The sequence below is a fragment of the Algibacter ulvanivorans genome, assembly GCF_048381495.1.
Taxonomy (GTDB): Bacteria; Bacteroidota; Bacteroidia; order Flavobacteriales; family Flavobacteriaceae; genus Algibacter_B; species Algibacter_B ulvanivorans.
In genome coordinates this window covers 188554-203673 of sequence record NZ_JBLWGD010000007.1, presented here as the reverse complement: position 1 = coordinate 203673, position 15120 = coordinate 188554, and the positions used below count along the sequence as shown (strand labels likewise).

The window sequence follows — 15120 nt, the reverse complement described above, 5'->3', positions numbered from 1 at the left end:
CAGAAAAATTAATGGGGAAATAAGTCGGAATTCTCACAATAAATGTTCCTGATTTCAACTTCTGTTTATCTGTGGAAAATCCATTCTGAAGTATGTAGTAATGGTATTCCATATTTGTTGCCAACGTTTTGGGCTATGATTTCGTTGCGGAAAAATCCGCAGGATTCTTTCCGCCGTAGCCGAAAGATAGTAAAATTGCGTTGAATTCCGATTAGGAATTCAGCCGCAATGAATTATAGCCGTTGTTACCTATAGTTGTTTTCAAGATACTTTTCCATTTTTTGTTTTTATAACTTTGAAACTACCATATAAATTCGCAAAATGAAATCCATTCTTTGCTTTTACAGAGTCGATAAAAACTAAATCATTAAGTGTAATTTTATTCTTGTTTTTTTGATAAAGTTCAATAGTTTTTTTGTTTATGGTTTTTCCCTTTTTAACCCAATAGACTTGATTTACTTTATTTTTTTTGATACGAACTTTGCAAAAGGATAGAACGTCTATAATGTCATTATCAAATTGTTGTTCTGGATTTAATAAAATATCTCCATAACTAATGATGTTTCTCTGTTGTCCAAAAATCAGTCCGTTGTCATAAACACGTTCTTGATATACATTTTTAATTGTGTTGTCTGAAATATAGTAAAGGTTTTTCCCTGAACGCACGACTTGTTCATTATAAGTATTCAAATTGGATATAAGTTTAGAATTCTTTAGAGTATTTTTTAAATAAGGTTTGACTTCTAAATTCTCTCCGTTGTCTAATGTTATTATTTCATTATTCTCTTCAGGAATTTTGTCAATCGATTTTTTGATATTATTCACAGCTTCGTTAAAAGCTTCGTTATCTAAAATCCCTTGTTTTTTAAGTTCTTTAAGTTGAATGTATTCCTTATTTGTATTTAATTTATATCGAAAAATATCATCTTCAATTTCTCCATATAACTCTTTCTTTTTTCTGTCAATTAAATCTTTATTGACAAAATCTTTTTGATTTTTGTATTTAGATAATTGTGATAATGCTGATTTTTTCTTGTCAATTTTTTTGTGAAGTTTTCCTTCTTCGGACTTGCTATATTTTATGTGACGGACTATGCCTACAATTCCGAAAATAATAAAAGAGGCGACTCCTGCCACAATTATTCTTCCCCAAGCATTATCATTCATTTCTAAAATTAGTAATGTAGTCACAATTGTTTTTTTCAATTATAGGTAACGGTCTCGGCTATGAGTAGTTGCGTGGTTTAGTACATAACTTTGCAAGTACACACCAAGCTGAAAATCCGCAAGGATTTTCAGAAGTAGGCGAGAACAAGCAATTACTTATAGCCATTGTTGTATGCAGTTATTTTTAGAATTTTTCTTTAGTTACAGTCTTTTTCGGACAGTAATATTTTAAATTGTTCAGAGCCTTATTTATTCGGTCAACAAGGTCTTTCTCTCTGCCCAATTCAAATACTATTTCCACTTTTTGATTGTAAAACACTTTATTCTTGTAATTGGATTTATTTATTATGCTTTTATTTCTTGAACTAATGGCAAAATTCTCTTTTTTATTAAAATTGTATCTGTTGTCTATTTTGTAAACACTACAATCGCAAAGCGGTATAGTGTATGTTCTGCCATAATAGTTGTTGTTAATATCCTTTTGCATTATTAAATTCCAGCCTGATATTTGGTAAGTATATTCCGAACTTCCATATTTCCTGAATTTTGATATAATCCACTCTTTAGTTTCATAAGAAGTTGGTCTATTAGTATCCATTTCCGTTGTATAATTTGGAAGACTACTGCTTGATGGTTTTGTGCTGACAGAAGAAATTTTCTCAAATGCTAGGATGACTTTATCCATTAAACCACTTTCTCTTGTAGCTTCAAAGCCTATTTGAATGTAATTATCAAATTCTTTTTTACCAGTTGTTTTGTTTATACTCACAATAGTTTTAGCGTTAGTTGAGATACTAAAATCATCGCTGTAGCTTTTTCCGTATGCGTAATTTATGTCGTACAGAGGTATATAATTCACAATGTCATTTTCTTTATAATTGTATTTTACAATTAGATAGCCATCTTGAAATTTGAAGTCATAATCTTTATATTCCAGACAATTATAAGTTCCAAAATCGGAAGAACAACTCAAATAGTTTTGTTTATATGTATTGAGTTTATCATTTAACCATTTAATTGTATAATCTTTGCTTTTAGAAGCAAATGGATTTGGTTTTTTCTTTTCAACTGTCTTTTTTGGAAAAGTATTAGTGTTTGAATAACTAGGATAATTCGTCCTTGGTAGAGTATAGGAAGGTTTAGTTACAGTTGTTGTTCGAGTATTTTCATCTCCCCATCGTACTCCACAATGTGGACAAGTATCTCCAACCTTTGAGTAAATCGAAACTGCTTTTCCGCAAGCTCCACAACTTTTGCTTTCCGTAGTTGTAGTTTGGCTATAAATCAGACAACTAATGAACAAAAAAGTCATTGTTGCTATTGTTCTTGCTTGGTTCATATTTTGGTTTTTAATTGCATACAACGTGTTTGTATATGGAAAGTTGCGTGTTTGCGTGCGAGGATTTTCCGAAGGAAAATCAGACGTAGCAAACGTGCAACGACCTTTTGATTTAGCTAAAAATAGCAATTTTTTATATACGGTGTTGTAAACTGTGCTTTTTTCAGTTCCATTATTCAATTCCGATTATTTTTAAATTTTAATAATTCGTTTGTCGATTTTAAATATTCATTAATCAAATCCTCGGGTTTTAAATATCCCCATTCTTCATAAATTTCGTGTTGTTTTGTTATTTCCAATTCAGCCATATCGTGATAAATCCAGAATTTAGAATTTCTGTCAGAAGTCAGCGTAATCATTTTCACAATTCTATTTTCGTTATTTAAATCGGAATGCTCCGTTATTTCGGTTTCATATGAAATTCTGCAATCTGCTAAAACGTTTTCTAATTTAGAAACTAATTCATTTTGGAATCTGCTAAAACCTGAATCGTTTAATTCTAAAGGTTTTTTCCAATTAATAATATGGTTTTTATTCCACTCTTTTTTTTTGGAAGATTTAAACATTTTTGTCAATAGGTTTTTCAATGAATCTCGATTTTCAGCATTGTTTACAACTAGTTATATCCGGATAAATATAGTAAAATACCCATCAATTCTTACGGTATAATAGGAATTTATCTTCTCTTTTTTCAATATGCTTTAAATGGTTTATAGCTTTATCCAAAGGGCTTTGTATATCTAGTAAATCTTTCCTTGCAACATGAGTGTAAACCATGGTGGTTTCAGGGCGCGCATGACCCAATAACTCTTGAATATGTCTTAAATTTACCCCTTGTTCAAGTAAATGTGTAGCATAGCTATGGCGCAGAGTGTGTGGCGAAACCACTTTTTTAATATTTGCGAGTTTACACGAATGTTTTAAAAATTTACGAATACTACTATCCGAGTATTGTAATCCATTCTGACCTTCAATTAAGTAGTCCTGCGGGCAATACGTTGTTAAATAATTCTTTAAAAGTGGTAAAATACTTTCGGCTAAACTAACATAGCGGTCTTTTTTGCCTTTTGCATTTTTAATAAAAATTTGTCGACGTTCAATTTCTAAATTAGCTACTCTTAAATTAATAAGTTCGCTTATACGTAACCCAGACGAGTATATTAAAGCAATTACTATACGATGTTTTAAGTTTTTAGTAACCTGTATAAGACTAATAATTTCATTAAACGAAAGCACATTAGGTAGTTGTTTAGCCTTTTTTGGTCGTTGTAGCTGTAAGTTATTAATTTTAGTGTTTTTGTTAAAAACAACAAATAATTTTAGCCCGCTAATAAATTGGCGTTGCGTATTAATAGCATAATTTCGTTTAACATAAACAGTTTCAATATAAAGCTCAACACTCCGGTTATTTAAGTTATTAATAATCTTATCGTTGTAAAACTCAATAAAATCGGCCACCAATTGCGTATATGTATGCACCGTACTGTCGCTATATCGTTTTCCTTTTAAGTATTTATAAAAGTTGTTTAATAATGTTCGGTTTTCATTATTTAATTGTCTAACTCTTTTTTTTGGAAATTTTTTTACAGGTAACCTTTTGTCAAAAACTTCATCAGCATTAACAGTAGCATAGCTATTAAAAGAGTTAAGAATTGTATTTAAATTTTTTTGGTTATTTAGTAAATACCAAGCTCGGAGTGTTTGGCTCCATTTTGCCTCGGTTTTTTTACGTAAAATATTTATTAAAGTATCATTATATTTAAAATTAATGGTAATTTGATGAGCTTTTCTGTGGTATTGACGTTTTAAAGTAACTAACGGAAGAGTTTGCATAAATGGGATTTGTAATAAAAATACAACAAATATTTATATTTCAAAAATCGATAGTTAATACGTAATTTTACACTTTAAAAATGTTTATAATTGATATCACCATCATCCATAGATCAAGTTTTTGAAACCGCTCGAGTAGAGGAAGTTATTGGAGATTTTGTTCAACTTAAAAAAGCAGGAAGTAATTTTAAAGGATTAAGCCCTTTTAGTGACGAGCGCTCGCCAAGTTTTATGGTATCTCCTGTTAAGCAAATTTGGAAAGATTTCTCGACCGGTAAAGGCGGAACCGCAGTTTCGTTTTTAATGGAACATGAGCATTTTACATACCCAGAAGCTATTAGGTATTTAGCCAAAAAGTATAATATAGAAATTGAAGAAACCGAGCAATCTAACGAGCAAAAAGAAAAAGCAAACGAAAGGGAAAGCCTGTACTTGGTTAGCGAATTTGCAAATACCTATTTTCAAAAAATATTACATAAAACAGATCAAGGAAAATCTATAGGACTAAGTTATTTTAAAGAACGTGGTTTTACAGAAGAAACTATAAAAACATTTAACCTAGGCTACTCGTTAAACGAGTGGCAAGCCTTTACAGACGAAGCTTTAAAGCAAGGTTATAATATCGATTTTTTAGAAAAAACAGGATTAACCATAGTTAAGGAAAATAAACGTTTCGATAGGTTTAAAGGGCGTGTTATGTTTCCAATAAAAAGTATGAGTGGTCGCGTGCTAGGTTATGGAGGTCGCATTTTAATTACCGATAAAAAAGCAGCTAAATATGTAAACTCTCCAGAAAGCGAAATATACCATAAAAGTAAAGTATTATATGGCATATATCATGCAAAACAAAGTATAGCTAAAGAAGATAATTGTTATTTAGTTGAAGGTTATACAGATGTTATTCAATTTTATCAAACCGGAATACAAAATGTAGTATCATCCTCCGGAACCGCATTAACCTCAGAACAAATAAGACTTATAAATAGGTTAACAAAAAACATTACAGTACTTTTTGATGGTGATGCAGCAGGTATGCGAGCCTCACTTCGTGGTATAGATTTAATTTTAGAGCAAGGTATGAATGTAAAAGTTTGTACATTTCCAGAAGGAGAAGATCCAGATAGCTTTGCAAAACAAAACACTTTAAATGAATTATCAGCTTATTTAAATGATAATGCAAAAGATTTTATTCAGTTTAAAGCCTCAATATTATTTGAAGAGTCTAAAAACGACCCCATAAAAAAAGCCGATACAGTAAGAGACATTGTAAACAGTATTTCTAAAATACCAGACCGAATAAAAAAAGAAATTTATATTCAAGAATGTGCCAGAATTATGGATATAAGTGAAGAAGTACTTTTTAGTACTTTAGCTCAAATAAATAAAAAAGAAACCCAAGAAGAAAATAATAAATTAAAAACACAGCAAAAAGCTTTCAATGTTATAAAACATAAGCCACCAGTAGAAAAAGTTAACGTACAGTACTTATTAGAACGTAAAATAATAGAAATTTTATTGCTTTACGGAAACAAAACCGAAAGTTTTGAAGATTTAGTGCTTAAAGAAAATGAAAAAGGAGAATTAGGGTTAGAGCCAGTAATTCATGAAGCAAAAGTATTCGAAAAAATATTTCTAGACCTACAAGATGATGAAATGCAATTTTCAAATCCGCAATTTAAAACACTATATTATACCATAATAGACCGTTTAAACCAAGATCAAGAGTTTGAATTAAAAACCTTTGTTAACTCTGTAGACCAAGAAATGGCCAACGAAATAACCACTATTTTAATGGAAGACGAACGTTATACTTTAGACGATTGGAAAAGAATGAATATTTTTCCGAAAGAAAAAATAAATACAGTAGCACAACTGGTTAGCGAAACCATTTTAAGCTTACGATGCTTTTTAATCGATTTAAAAGTAAAAGAATTTCAACAAGAAACACTACAAAATAAAATAGACTCGAATAGAAATATACTTGAAGAAGTAAAAGACTATTCGGGTCTAAAAATGTTACTGTCTAGAAAACTAAACAGGGTGTTGTAAAAAGCTTAAACCTGTTGGCTAAGTTTAGCTTGGTTTACTAAATCTACTAAATTTGTAACTTTTAACTTTCTCATAAGTCTAGCCTTATAAGTGCTAACCGTTTTTTCGTTAATATCTAGTTCTTTAGAAATTTCTTTGTTTTTTCTACCAATAGTAAGAAGTTTTAATACTTCAGACTCTCTTGTAGAAAGTTTTTTGTAAAAATTACCACTTTTATTAACCCTTGTACCAAAAGCTAATTGCTGTGTTAAGTCGTTACTTAAATGAATTCCGCCATCATAAACTTTGGTAACGGCTTCGCTAATAGTAATAACATTTTCAGATTTGTTTATGTATCCAGCAGCACCAGCTTTAATGGCGTTAATGGCATAAACTTCTTCGGGTTGTGAGCTTAAAATAATGGTTTTAACATCAGGGAAATCATTTTTTAAATAACGTAGCACCGTTAATCCATTTAATTTAGGAAAATCGGCTTCGGTTAAAACAATGTCTACTGGATTTTTCTTTACAAAATCTAAAATGTCTTCTCCATCATTTACACTACCAACAACTTGAATGTTTGGCGATGCAGAGAAAAGTACTTCAAGACCCTTTCTAGTAATAGGGTGGTTGTCTGCTACTAATAATTTTATCATAATATAAGCTTTTTTTAAAAACTATTTTGAGAGAATAGTTAGGTTGAGAGAATAAGCTTGCGGTAAAAGTAAGGTTTTTTTATGCAATTCACAAAATTGACAGTAAGTTACTAGGAATTATGCAAATAGGTATAGGAATCATTTTGTGTTTGTTGTTATTGTTGTAACGTTTGTAAATTTTAAATACCTCTAATTCTCTTCCAGAAAAATCACTATTCGATTTTCCTTTATCGTCCATTTTCATGGCCCATTCAAGCTCTGGGTATGAGGCACCTATTTGGTCTTCATCACTTCTGGCGTCTCCAAATAATCCATCGCTAGGGGCTGCCTTCATTATAGAATCTGGTACTTTTAAAAATTCGCCTATGTTATAAACTTCAGATTTCATAAGGTCGGCAATAGGACTTAAATCTACACCGCCATCACCATATTTGGTATAAAAACCAACACCAAAATCTTCAACTTTATTACCAGTTCCAGCAACTAATAACCCGTAAAGCCCTGCGTAATAATAAAGTGTAGTCATTCTTAATCTAGCACGGGTATTGGCTAAAGCCATATCAATTGTAGCTTGCTCGCCATCCATAAACACCTCGGTTTTAAACTCTTCAAAAACAGGAGTTAAGTCGGCACGAGTGTCATCAACATTACTAAAACGTTGTTTAAGTTGTGCAATATGTTCATGAGCCCTGCTTACATGGCTTTCTGCTTGGTGAATTGGCATTTCTACACATAACACATTAAGACCCGTTTTTGCACAAAGTGTAGAGGTAACAGCAGAGTCTATACCGCCAGAAATGCCAACAACAAAACCGTTTACACCTGCTTTTGTAGCATAATCTTTTAACCAATTTACAATGTGATTTACAACTTTTTCTGTTTGCATTTTAAATGAATTTATGTGTAATAATAGTACCTTTGCAAACAAAAATAAACCATCCGCTCAATTTATAAAAATTTATGACGTTTAAGTTTTCTATGAGATTTATATTATTTCTTTTTGGTTTACTGCTAATTACATTTTCTTGTAAAAATGAAAATACTCAAGAGCTAGATATAGCCAAAATAAATACAGATGTTACTATAGAACGTTTTGATAGGCTATTTGCTGAAGTTACACATAATAGTTTACCAGATTTAAAAAAGGCATATCCTTTTATGTTTTCTAACTTGTACCCAGATGATTTTTGGTTGGAAAAAAAAGCCGATACCTTACAAACGCAATTGTTTGAAGAGGTTGAAAAAACATTTGCTAATTTTAAGCCTGTTGAAACCGAAATTGAATCCTTATTTAATCATTTAAAATACTATTTTCCTGAGTTTAATCCGCCTCGAATCATTACAACAACCAACGATGTAGATTATAGAAATAGAGTTATAGTAACAGACACCATTGCTGTGATAGCTTTAGACTCGTATTTAGGTAGTAAACATAAGTTTTATGGCGGTATTGCTAATTATTTAAAAGCACATTTTAATAAAGCACATATTGTAATTAATTTGGCTAACGAATATGCTAAGAAATATACCTACCAAGCTCCTCGTAAAACCCTTTTAGACGAAATGATTTATCATGGTAAGTTACTTTATTTTAAAGACAAAGTAATACCTTTTAAAACCGAAGCAGAACGTATAGAGTATTCTAATGAAGAGTTAAATTGGGCAATAGCAAACGAAAGCTATATTTGGCGCTATTTTGTAGGTCGAGAATTATTGTTTAGTACAGATACTAAATTGCCCCGACGATTTATAAACCCTGCACCTTTTTCAAAATTTTATTTAGAAGAGATTGATGCCGATTCGCCAGGAAGATTAGGGCAATATATAGGTTGGCAAATTGTAAGAGCTTATATGCAACAAAATAATGTGTCTTTTAAAGATATGCTAATAAAAAGTACCGAAGAAATTTTTAATAACTCAAAGTTTAAACCCCGTAAATAATGGCAAATACTCAAACATCGAAAATAGAACTTAATGTTGAATTGGACGAAAATCGTGTGCCAGAAAAACTACATTGGACAGCTCAAGATGGAGGTATAACTAACCAAGAAGCTAAAGCAATGATGCTTGCCGTTTGGGATGCTAAAGCTCAAGAAACACTTCGTATAGATTTATGGACAAAAGATATGCCAGTAGACGAAATGAAAGTGTTTTTTCATCAAACCCTAGTTGCTATGAGCGATACCTTTTTAAGGGCAACTCAAGACGAAAAAATGAGTGCAACCATGAAAGATTTTTGCGATTATTTTGCCGAGAAGCTAGAGCTTAAAAAGTAAAATACTTTTAAAAACACATAGATAAACCAAAACCGTTTTGGTTTGCAATAATGCTAAATTCTGGTTTTAGTGTGTTTTTAGATGTCGCTTTAAAAGATGCATTGTAAAGTTTTACAGCTTGATTAATTTTTTTGTTAGCGCCAGATGAAATTGGGATAGCCAAAATTATAAGGCCAGAACCAATGCCTGCCATAGTCCAATTTGCTTTGCCGCCACCTAAAACCGTACCTATTGGCCATCCTATTAATCCGCCACCAATAAAACCTAAAGCAGCAGATAAGCTTCTGTTGGTTCGCCCTTCTTTAATTAATTTAAAGGCATTGGTGTTAGATTCTATAATAGATGCTAAATCGCCTATAGATATTAATTCATCATTATAGGTGTATTTATAGCCGCCAAATACTTTTTCTGTGTTAATTTGTTGCGAATTACAAAACGGTGTTATAAATAATGTTATAATTAGAATTAAAATCAAGTTTTTCATTATTAATACATTTAGGTTAAAAAGTAGATTTTGAAGCTTTTAAGTTGCTTATTAACAAATATATGGAATAACTTTTCTTTTATAAAAAGTGTTTCTTTACTAAAGTATATTAAATCGCGTTATGGTTTAATATCTTTTATGTCTTTTTGTAAATGATCTAAATACAAAATACCATTTAAATGGTCTATCTCATGCTGAAATATTACCGAAGTAAAGCTATTTATAGTTTCTGTTTTATGTTCATTTTTCATCGTATCATATTCAATGGTTATAGCATACGATCTGTTATTTAATGCTTCCGTTCTATTAGGAATGGATAAACAACCTTCTTTTAAGGTTTGCTTTTTTTTAGAGTACGAAATAATTTTTGGGTTTAAATAAACTTCAAAAGGAAAATTTTCTTTGTCGAATCGTTGTACCCAAATAATATTTTTTAATATACCAACTTGTGGAGCCGCAATACCAACGCCCATAGACATGCTGTCTCTTACAGTTGCATATAATCGTTGTACAAAAGTTTGTAATATAGGGTCTTTTGGGTTTGGCTTTATGTAATTACTTTTAGTTCTTAACAACAAAGAGTCTTTGGTATTGTTAATTTTATAAACACGCATAGGTGTTAAACTATCAGCAATTGTTATTAAAGCTACTTGCTTGCTAGAAAACGATTTGTTAATAATGCTTTTTTGTGTAGAACAGCCAATAGTTAATATACACCAAATAAAAAACGTAGTTTTTTTTACTCCATTTGTATATGGTGTTGTTAGTTTTTTCATTATTGGTTTTTAAATTACCATTCGTTTATTTTGTTCGAGTCTAATTTTATGAAAATAAAAATAAGAATGGTAAAGGCCCATAGTCCTGAACCTCCATAGCTAAACATAGGTAAAGGTATGCCTATAGTAGGAATTAAGCCCATAACCATACCAATGTTAATAAAGAAATGGATGAAAATTATAGCGGCAACACCATAACCATAAACCCTACTAAATTGCGATTTTTGTAATTCGGCTAAGTGTAAAATACGAAGCAGTAGCAATACAAATAAAATAACCACAAAGGCACTACCTAAAAAGCCCCATTCTTCGCCTACGGTACTAAAAATATAATCTGTATGTTGCTCTGGTACAAACTTTCCTGTGGTTCTAGTGCCTTCCATGAAACCACGCCCTGTAAGTCCTCCAGAGCTAATAGCTTTTTCAGATTCGTTAAGGTTATAGGCAAAAGTTCGTTTCATTTGTTCTAGTTTTTTAGGGTCTTTTTCTAAGCGTAACCAAAGGCTTATACGGTCTTGTTGATGAGGTTTTAATACACTTTGATAGAAAAATTTTATACCAAAAGAAACAGCAAATGCAATAATAATTATTAAAATAGATTGAAATATTCTTAACTTTTTTTTACTTATAAAGTGAAAACTAATAACAAGTAATACAGCTATACAGGATGTTATAATAGCCCCAAATTTTAAAGATAAAACAGATAGTAAAATTAATGATATGCCTATGGTTAAATAATATTTAGGTAACCCTTCGCGGTATAATACAAAAAAGAATGCGCCATAAACAATGGTGCTTCCTGTGTCGTTTTGAAGTAGTACCAATAAGGCAGGAATTATAATTATAGCAAAAGTTCTAATTTGGTCTTTAAACAATTTAATATTAGTGTTTAAATCGCTTATATATTTGGCAACCGCAAGTGCGGTAGCTGTTTTTGCAAACTCGCTTGGTTGTAGTGTCATGCCGCCTATGCCATACCAAGATGTGGCGCCGTTTACATTTTTTCCAAAAATAAAAAGCCCAACTAAAGAGAGCATTGATATAATGTAAATAACGCTAGAAAAACGTTCGTAAAACTTAGCATCGACTGCCAATAATAGTATAATTAAGCCAAAGGTTAGAAAAATAAAAATAAGCTGCTTGCCAAATGGTTGAGAGACATCGAAGTAGCTAGTTGTTGTTCCTGTATGCGATGCAGATAATATATTAAGCCAACCAAAACCTACTAATAATAAAAAAAGTATAATAGTAATCCAATCGAACTTAAAATGTCTGTTAGTATCTCTAACCATTAATTATCAGATTTATTAATTCTGTTTAATTCTTTTTTTAATTTATAGTATTCCTGCTCCTCAATAACTTGTAAAGTTGTATAGCCATTTATTTTAAAGGGTTGGCCAGAATAAGGTTTGGCATATTCATTTTCTAGACTGTGCTTTAAAAGCCAATCTTCTAAGTCTTTTCTAGTGGTGTGGCCTTTTATATGTTTTTCAATCATTAAACTAGCTATTCTACCTGCAAATCTGCTTCCCCAGTAACCGTTTTCAACAAATACTGCAATGGCTATTTTGGGGTTGTCTTTTGGTGCAAAAGCAACAAATATAGAGTGGTCTGTTAGTTGTGTTTTTACACTATCTATTTTTACAAAATTTTCAACGGTACCGGTTTTTCCGCAAATTTCAATGTCTTTTACTTGTAAAGTAGCAGCAGTACCTTTTTTATAAACTTGTAGCATGCCTTCAATTACAGGTTCAAAATTGTGTTTATCAATTGTTGTGTGTTTGGGTTTTGTATATTGTTCGGGAAGCTCTTCTCCTTCAATATTTTTTATAATATGCGGTGTAAAGTAATACCCTCTGTTTGCTATGGCAGCAGTCATGTTAGCTAATTGGATAGGTGTTGTTGCAACCTCGCCTTGTCCAATAGCGTTTGATATGGTATAGGTAGAATAAAAAGTATTAGGGTATAAGCGTTTATAATAATTTCGGTCTGGTATTCTTCCTTTTTGTCCAACTTTTAAATCGTAACCTAAAAAATTGCCTAAACCAAAACTTTTAGCGTGCTTACTCCAAGTATTTATCCCATCGGAAGCACTTCCGCTTTTGTCTAGTATTTTTCTGTATGTTGTAGCAAAATAGGCATTGCAAGAGCGTTGTATACCTCCGGTCATGTCGTTTCTTGTGCCTCTATTGCAATGGCATTTCATAAATCTGTTTCCGTACTTATATCCTGCATAACAGGTAACGGTTTCTTCTGGAGTTATAACGCCTTCTTGAAGCGCTATTAAGGCATTCATTAACTTAAAAGGCGAACCTGGTTCGTAAACACCTTGTAAACTTCTGTTAAATAGTGGTTTTGCAATAGTATCATTATAAAGTTTTGTGAAGTTTTTTGATCGCTCTCTACCTACTAAAATATTGGGGTTGTAGGTTGGAGCTGCTACCATTGCTAAAATTTCGCCCGACGATGGTTCAATAGCAATAACACCGCCGCGTTTATTTTTCATTAGTAATTCGCCATAGGCTTGAAGTTGCGCATCGATAGTTATAGTAATATCTTTACCTTGTTCTGGTATGGTATCGAATTTACCGTTTTTATATGGGCCAATATTTCTGTTAAATCTATCTTTTTGAATAAATTTAATGCCTTTTACGCCTCGAAGTGTATTTTCGTACGATGCTTCTACACCTTGTTTGCCAATTAAATCGCCCATTTTATAGTATGGGTCTTTTCTAATTATAGCGTTGTTTACTTCTCCAATATCGCCTAGTACATTGGCTCCAATTGTTGTTTCGTAATTTCTAAGAGATCGTTTTTGTATATAAAATCCATGGAACTTACGCATTTTTTCTTGTAAAACGGCATAGTCTTCTTTTGATAGGTGAGACACAAAAACCGATGGCAATCTAGGAGAATAATGTCTAGCTTTTTCATAGTTTTTTATGAATCGTTCTTTATCAATTTTTAATAATTTACAAAACTCAAGGGTATCTAAAGGTTCAACCTCACGAGGAATAACCATAACATCATAAGAAGGTTGGTTGGCAACTAGTAATTCGCCATTTCTGTCGTATACAAAGCCGCGTTTTGGGTAGTCGTAAACTTTTCTAATAGCGTTGTCTTCATACAAATTATGCCCACTAGAGTTATATACTTGAAGGTAAAATAATCTAGCAATAAAAAGTAAGCCAACAGCAATTATAGAAAAAAAAAGTAAAAGTTGTCTCATTTAGGTTTTTTACTAAAAATTATGGTAAAAACAATGCTTAATAAAATAGTAAATATACTTGAGAATAACGTTTTTTGAAAGATTAAAAGTATTTTTGAAATGCTAAAAATTTCTAAAGAAAATAAAACCACGTGGTGCAACGTAGTAAGTAATGTGAAATAGGTGAGTTTAGAGCCAAACTCAACATTACTAAACCTAATGGTTTGATGATGGTACATCATTCCGAAAGAAGATTTTAATATTATAGGCCTAAAGTAAGCTATAAATACCGATGCGGCTGCATGAATACCTCCCGTGTCTAAAAACATATCTATTGTTATACCAATTAAAAAACTTAATAACATTAGTATTATTCGATTGTTTTTTACAGGAAATAAAGCAATAAACAAAATATAAATATAAGGGTTAACATACCCCAAAAAATTAATGTGATTTAATATTAAAACCTGTGTTAAAACTAAAGTTATAAAACGAATGGTATGTACAGAAAAAACACTATTCATTTAATTGCCGTTTTGTAGGTTAGTTATTTCTTCTTTATCTACATTTTTAATAATATAAACATGTTCTATACTCGTCATATCATTAAAAAGTCTTACATTAATTTCGTAATAGTTTTCGGCCAAATCTAGTTTAAAGGCTTCAACAATACCAACACGAACTCCTTTAGGAAAAATAGAAGAACGGCCAGATGTAACTATAGTGTCTCCTTTACTAACGGGGGCAATTTTAGGAATATCGATAAGTTGAGCAAATTTAGGGTCTTTACCATTCCATGTTAAAGTGCCAAAATGGTTTGTTTTTTTTAATTGCGCACTAATTTGGCTTGTTGTATTTAATATTGAAATAACTGTAGAGTAGTTGTTACTTGTTTTATCTACAATGCCAATGATACCTTTTGAAGAAATTACACCAAAATCTTGTTTTATACTGTCGTTTTTGCCTTTGTTTAGCGTTAAAATATTGTTGTTTAATGAGTAGCTATTTTTAATAATATTAGAGCTATAAAAACGATATGATGCTTTAAAAGCTAAACTATCTGTAAAAATAGAATCTGTTTTAATGGTTGCGTTGTAAAGCAATGCTTTAAGCCTGTTGTTTTCTTCGGATAATAATTGATTTTGAGATTTTAAATTAAAGTAACCACTTATATTATTAACTGAATTGTATACACCACCAGTTAGGAAGTTGGCCGAATTAATAAACTTACTTTTGTGATAAGAGTGTGTTTGAATAGTAAATAAAAGTGAAACACTAAACAGCAACAAGAATAACAAAAAGTTTTTGTTTCTTATTATAAAGTTAATAATCTGTTGCATGATTTATCTGCCT

General features: G+C 31.2%; 15 protein-coding genes. 3 read left to right on the top strand and 12 right to left on the bottom strand.

Annotation, left to right across the window (positions count from 1 at the left end; translation table 11 throughout):
* Window positions 1-261: 261 nt before the first annotated feature.
* From ACNG5D_RS15495 to ACNG5D_RS15480, 4 genes are all read right to left on the bottom strand, one after another.
* Window positions 262-1191: a hypothetical protein gene (locus ACNG5D_RS15495; protein ID WP_418184444.1), complete on the bottom strand. Its 930-nt coding sequence runs from the start codon at window positions 1189-1191 to the stop codon at window positions 262-264.
* Window positions 1192-1351: 160 nt separating this feature from the next.
* Entirely contained in the window at window positions 1352-2686 is a 1335-nt protein-coding gene (locus ACNG5D_RS15490) for a hypothetical protein (RefSeq protein ID WP_418184443.1), read from the bottom strand.
* Window positions 2683-3072 carry a hypothetical protein gene (locus tag ACNG5D_RS15485; RefSeq protein WP_418184442.1) on the bottom strand — a complete coding sequence of 130 codons (390 nt, stop codon included), beginning with the start codon at window positions 3070-3072 and terminating at the stop codon, window positions 2683-2685. Before ACNG5D_RS15485 ends, ACNG5D_RS15490 begins: the two co-directional genes overlap by 4 nt.
* 85 nt (window positions 3073-3157) lie before the next feature.
* Entirely contained in the window at window positions 3158-4339 is a 1182-nt protein-coding gene (locus tag ACNG5D_RS15480) for a tyrosine-type recombinase/integrase (protein ID WP_418184441.1), read from the bottom strand.
* Window positions 4340-4429: 90 nt separating this feature from the next.
* On the opposite strand from ACNG5D_RS15480, the gene dnaG reads away from it, so the two are divergent.
* Window positions 4430-6388, top strand: coding sequence for a DNA primase (gene dnaG, locus ACNG5D_RS15475; RefSeq protein ID WP_418184440.1), 1959 nt, complete (start codon window positions 4430-4432; stop codon window positions 6386-6388).
* Between the two features lie 5 nt (window positions 6389-6393).
* Here dnaG and ACNG5D_RS15470 read toward each other — a convergent pair whose 3' ends face one another.
* The gene (locus tag ACNG5D_RS15470) at window positions 6394-7023 is read right to left on the bottom strand and encodes a response regulator (protein WP_418184439.1); all 630 of its coding nucleotides are present in this window, start codon (window positions 7021-7023) and stop codon (window positions 6394-6396) included.
* Window positions 7024-7111: 88 nt separating this feature from the next.
* Window positions 7112-7909, bottom strand: coding sequence for an NAD(+) synthase (nadE, locus tag ACNG5D_RS15465; RefSeq protein WP_418184438.1), 798 nt, complete (start codon window positions 7907-7909; stop codon window positions 7112-7114).
* 92 nt (window positions 7910-8001) lie between these two features.
* On the opposite strand from nadE, the gene gldB reads away from it, so the two are divergent.
* Both gldB and gldC read left to right on the top strand, forming a co-directional pair.
* Complete coding sequence (gene gldB, locus ACNG5D_RS15460) at window positions 8002-8964, top strand: gliding motility lipoprotein GldB (RefSeq protein ID WP_418184437.1); 963 nt, start codon at window positions 8002-8004, stop codon at window positions 8962-8964.
* Window positions 8964-9299 carry a gliding motility protein GldC gene (gene gldC / locus ACNG5D_RS15455; protein ID WP_418184436.1) on the top strand — a complete coding sequence of 112 codons (336 nt, stop codon included), beginning with the start codon at window positions 8964-8966 and terminating at the stop codon, window positions 9297-9299. Before gldB ends, gldC begins: the two co-directional genes overlap by 1 nt.
* A 7-nt stretch (window positions 9300-9306) precedes the next feature.
* Here gldC and ACNG5D_RS15450 read toward each other — a convergent pair whose 3' ends face one another.
* The 6 genes from ACNG5D_RS15450 to mreC form a co-directional block, all read right to left on the bottom strand.
* Entirely contained in the window at window positions 9307-9783 is a 477-nt protein-coding gene (locus tag ACNG5D_RS15450; RefSeq protein ID WP_418184435.1) for a hypothetical protein, read from the bottom strand.
* A gap of 119 nt (window positions 9784-9902) precedes the next feature.
* Window positions 9903-10559: a peptide deformylase gene (def, locus tag ACNG5D_RS15445; RefSeq protein WP_418184434.1), complete on the bottom strand. Its 657-nt coding sequence runs from the start codon at window positions 10557-10559 to the stop codon at window positions 9903-9905.
* Window positions 10560-10573: 14 nt separating this feature from the next.
* Window positions 10574-11851, bottom strand: coding sequence for a rod shape-determining protein RodA (rodA, locus tag ACNG5D_RS15440; protein WP_418184433.1), 1278 nt, complete (start codon window positions 11849-11851; stop codon window positions 10574-10576).
* Window positions 11851-13788 carry a penicillin-binding protein 2 gene (mrdA, locus tag ACNG5D_RS15435; protein ID WP_418184432.1) on the bottom strand — a complete coding sequence of 646 codons (1938 nt, stop codon included), beginning with the start codon at window positions 13786-13788 and terminating at the stop codon, window positions 11851-11853. The genes rodA and mrdA overlap by 1 nt, the downstream gene beginning before the upstream one ends.
* Window positions 13785-14291, bottom strand: coding sequence for a rod shape-determining protein MreD (locus tag ACNG5D_RS15430; RefSeq protein ID WP_418184431.1), 507 nt, complete (start codon window positions 14289-14291; stop codon window positions 13785-13787). The genes mrdA and ACNG5D_RS15430 overlap by 4 nt, the downstream gene beginning before the upstream one ends.
* On the bottom strand, window positions 14292-15107 hold the full coding sequence (gene mreC / locus ACNG5D_RS15425; protein WP_418184430.1) for a rod shape-determining protein MreC: 816 nt from the start codon (window positions 15105-15107) through the stop codon (window positions 14292-14294).
* Window positions 15108-15120: the final 13 nt, after the last annotated feature.

What these genes read in the sequence shown, in the direction of transcription:
- rodA (WP_418184433.1), bottom strand. Translation starts at nt 11,851, where the DNA reads ATGGTTAGAGATACTAACAGACATTTTAAGTTCGATTGGATTACTATT.
- nadE (WP_418184438.1), bottom strand. Translation starts at nt 7,909, where the DNA reads ATGCAAACAGAAAAAGTTGTAAATCACATTGTAAATTGGTTAAAAGAT.
- ACNG5D_RS15480 (WP_418184441.1), bottom strand. Translation starts at nt 4,339, where the DNA reads ATGCAAACTCTTCCGTTAGTTACTTTAAAACGTCAATACCACAGAAAA.
- mreC (WP_418184430.1), bottom strand. Translation starts at nt 15,107, where the DNA reads ATGCAACAGATTATTAACTTTATAATAAGAAACAAAAACTTTTTGTTA.
- gldC (WP_418184436.1), top strand. Translation starts at nt 8,964, where the DNA reads ATGGCAAATACTCAAACATCGAAAATAGAACTTAATGTTGAATTGGAC.
- def (WP_418184434.1), bottom strand. Translation starts at nt 10,559, where the DNA reads ATGAAAAAACTAACAACACCATATACAAATGGAGTAAAAAAAACTACG.
- ACNG5D_RS15485 (WP_418184442.1), bottom strand. Translation starts at nt 3,072, where the DNA reads ATGTTTAAATCTTCCAAAAAAAAAGAGTGGAATAAAAACCATATTATT.
- ACNG5D_RS15430 (WP_418184431.1), bottom strand. Translation starts at nt 14,291, where the DNA reads ATGAATAGTGTTTTTTCTGTACATACCATTCGTTTTATAACTTTAGTT.
- ACNG5D_RS15450 (WP_418184435.1), bottom strand. Translation starts at nt 9,783, where the DNA reads ATGAAAAACTTGATTTTAATTCTAATTATAACATTATTTATAACACCG.
- ACNG5D_RS15470 (WP_418184439.1), bottom strand. Translation starts at nt 7,023, where the DNA reads ATGATAAAATTATTAGTAGCAGACAACCACCCTATTACTAGAAAGGGT.
- mrdA (WP_418184432.1), bottom strand. Translation starts at nt 13,788, where the DNA reads ATGAGACAACTTTTACTTTTTTTTTCTATAATTGCTGTTGGCTTACTT.
- gldB (WP_418184437.1), top strand. Translation starts at nt 8,002, where the DNA reads ATGAGATTTATATTATTTCTTTTTGGTTTACTGCTAATTACATTTTCT.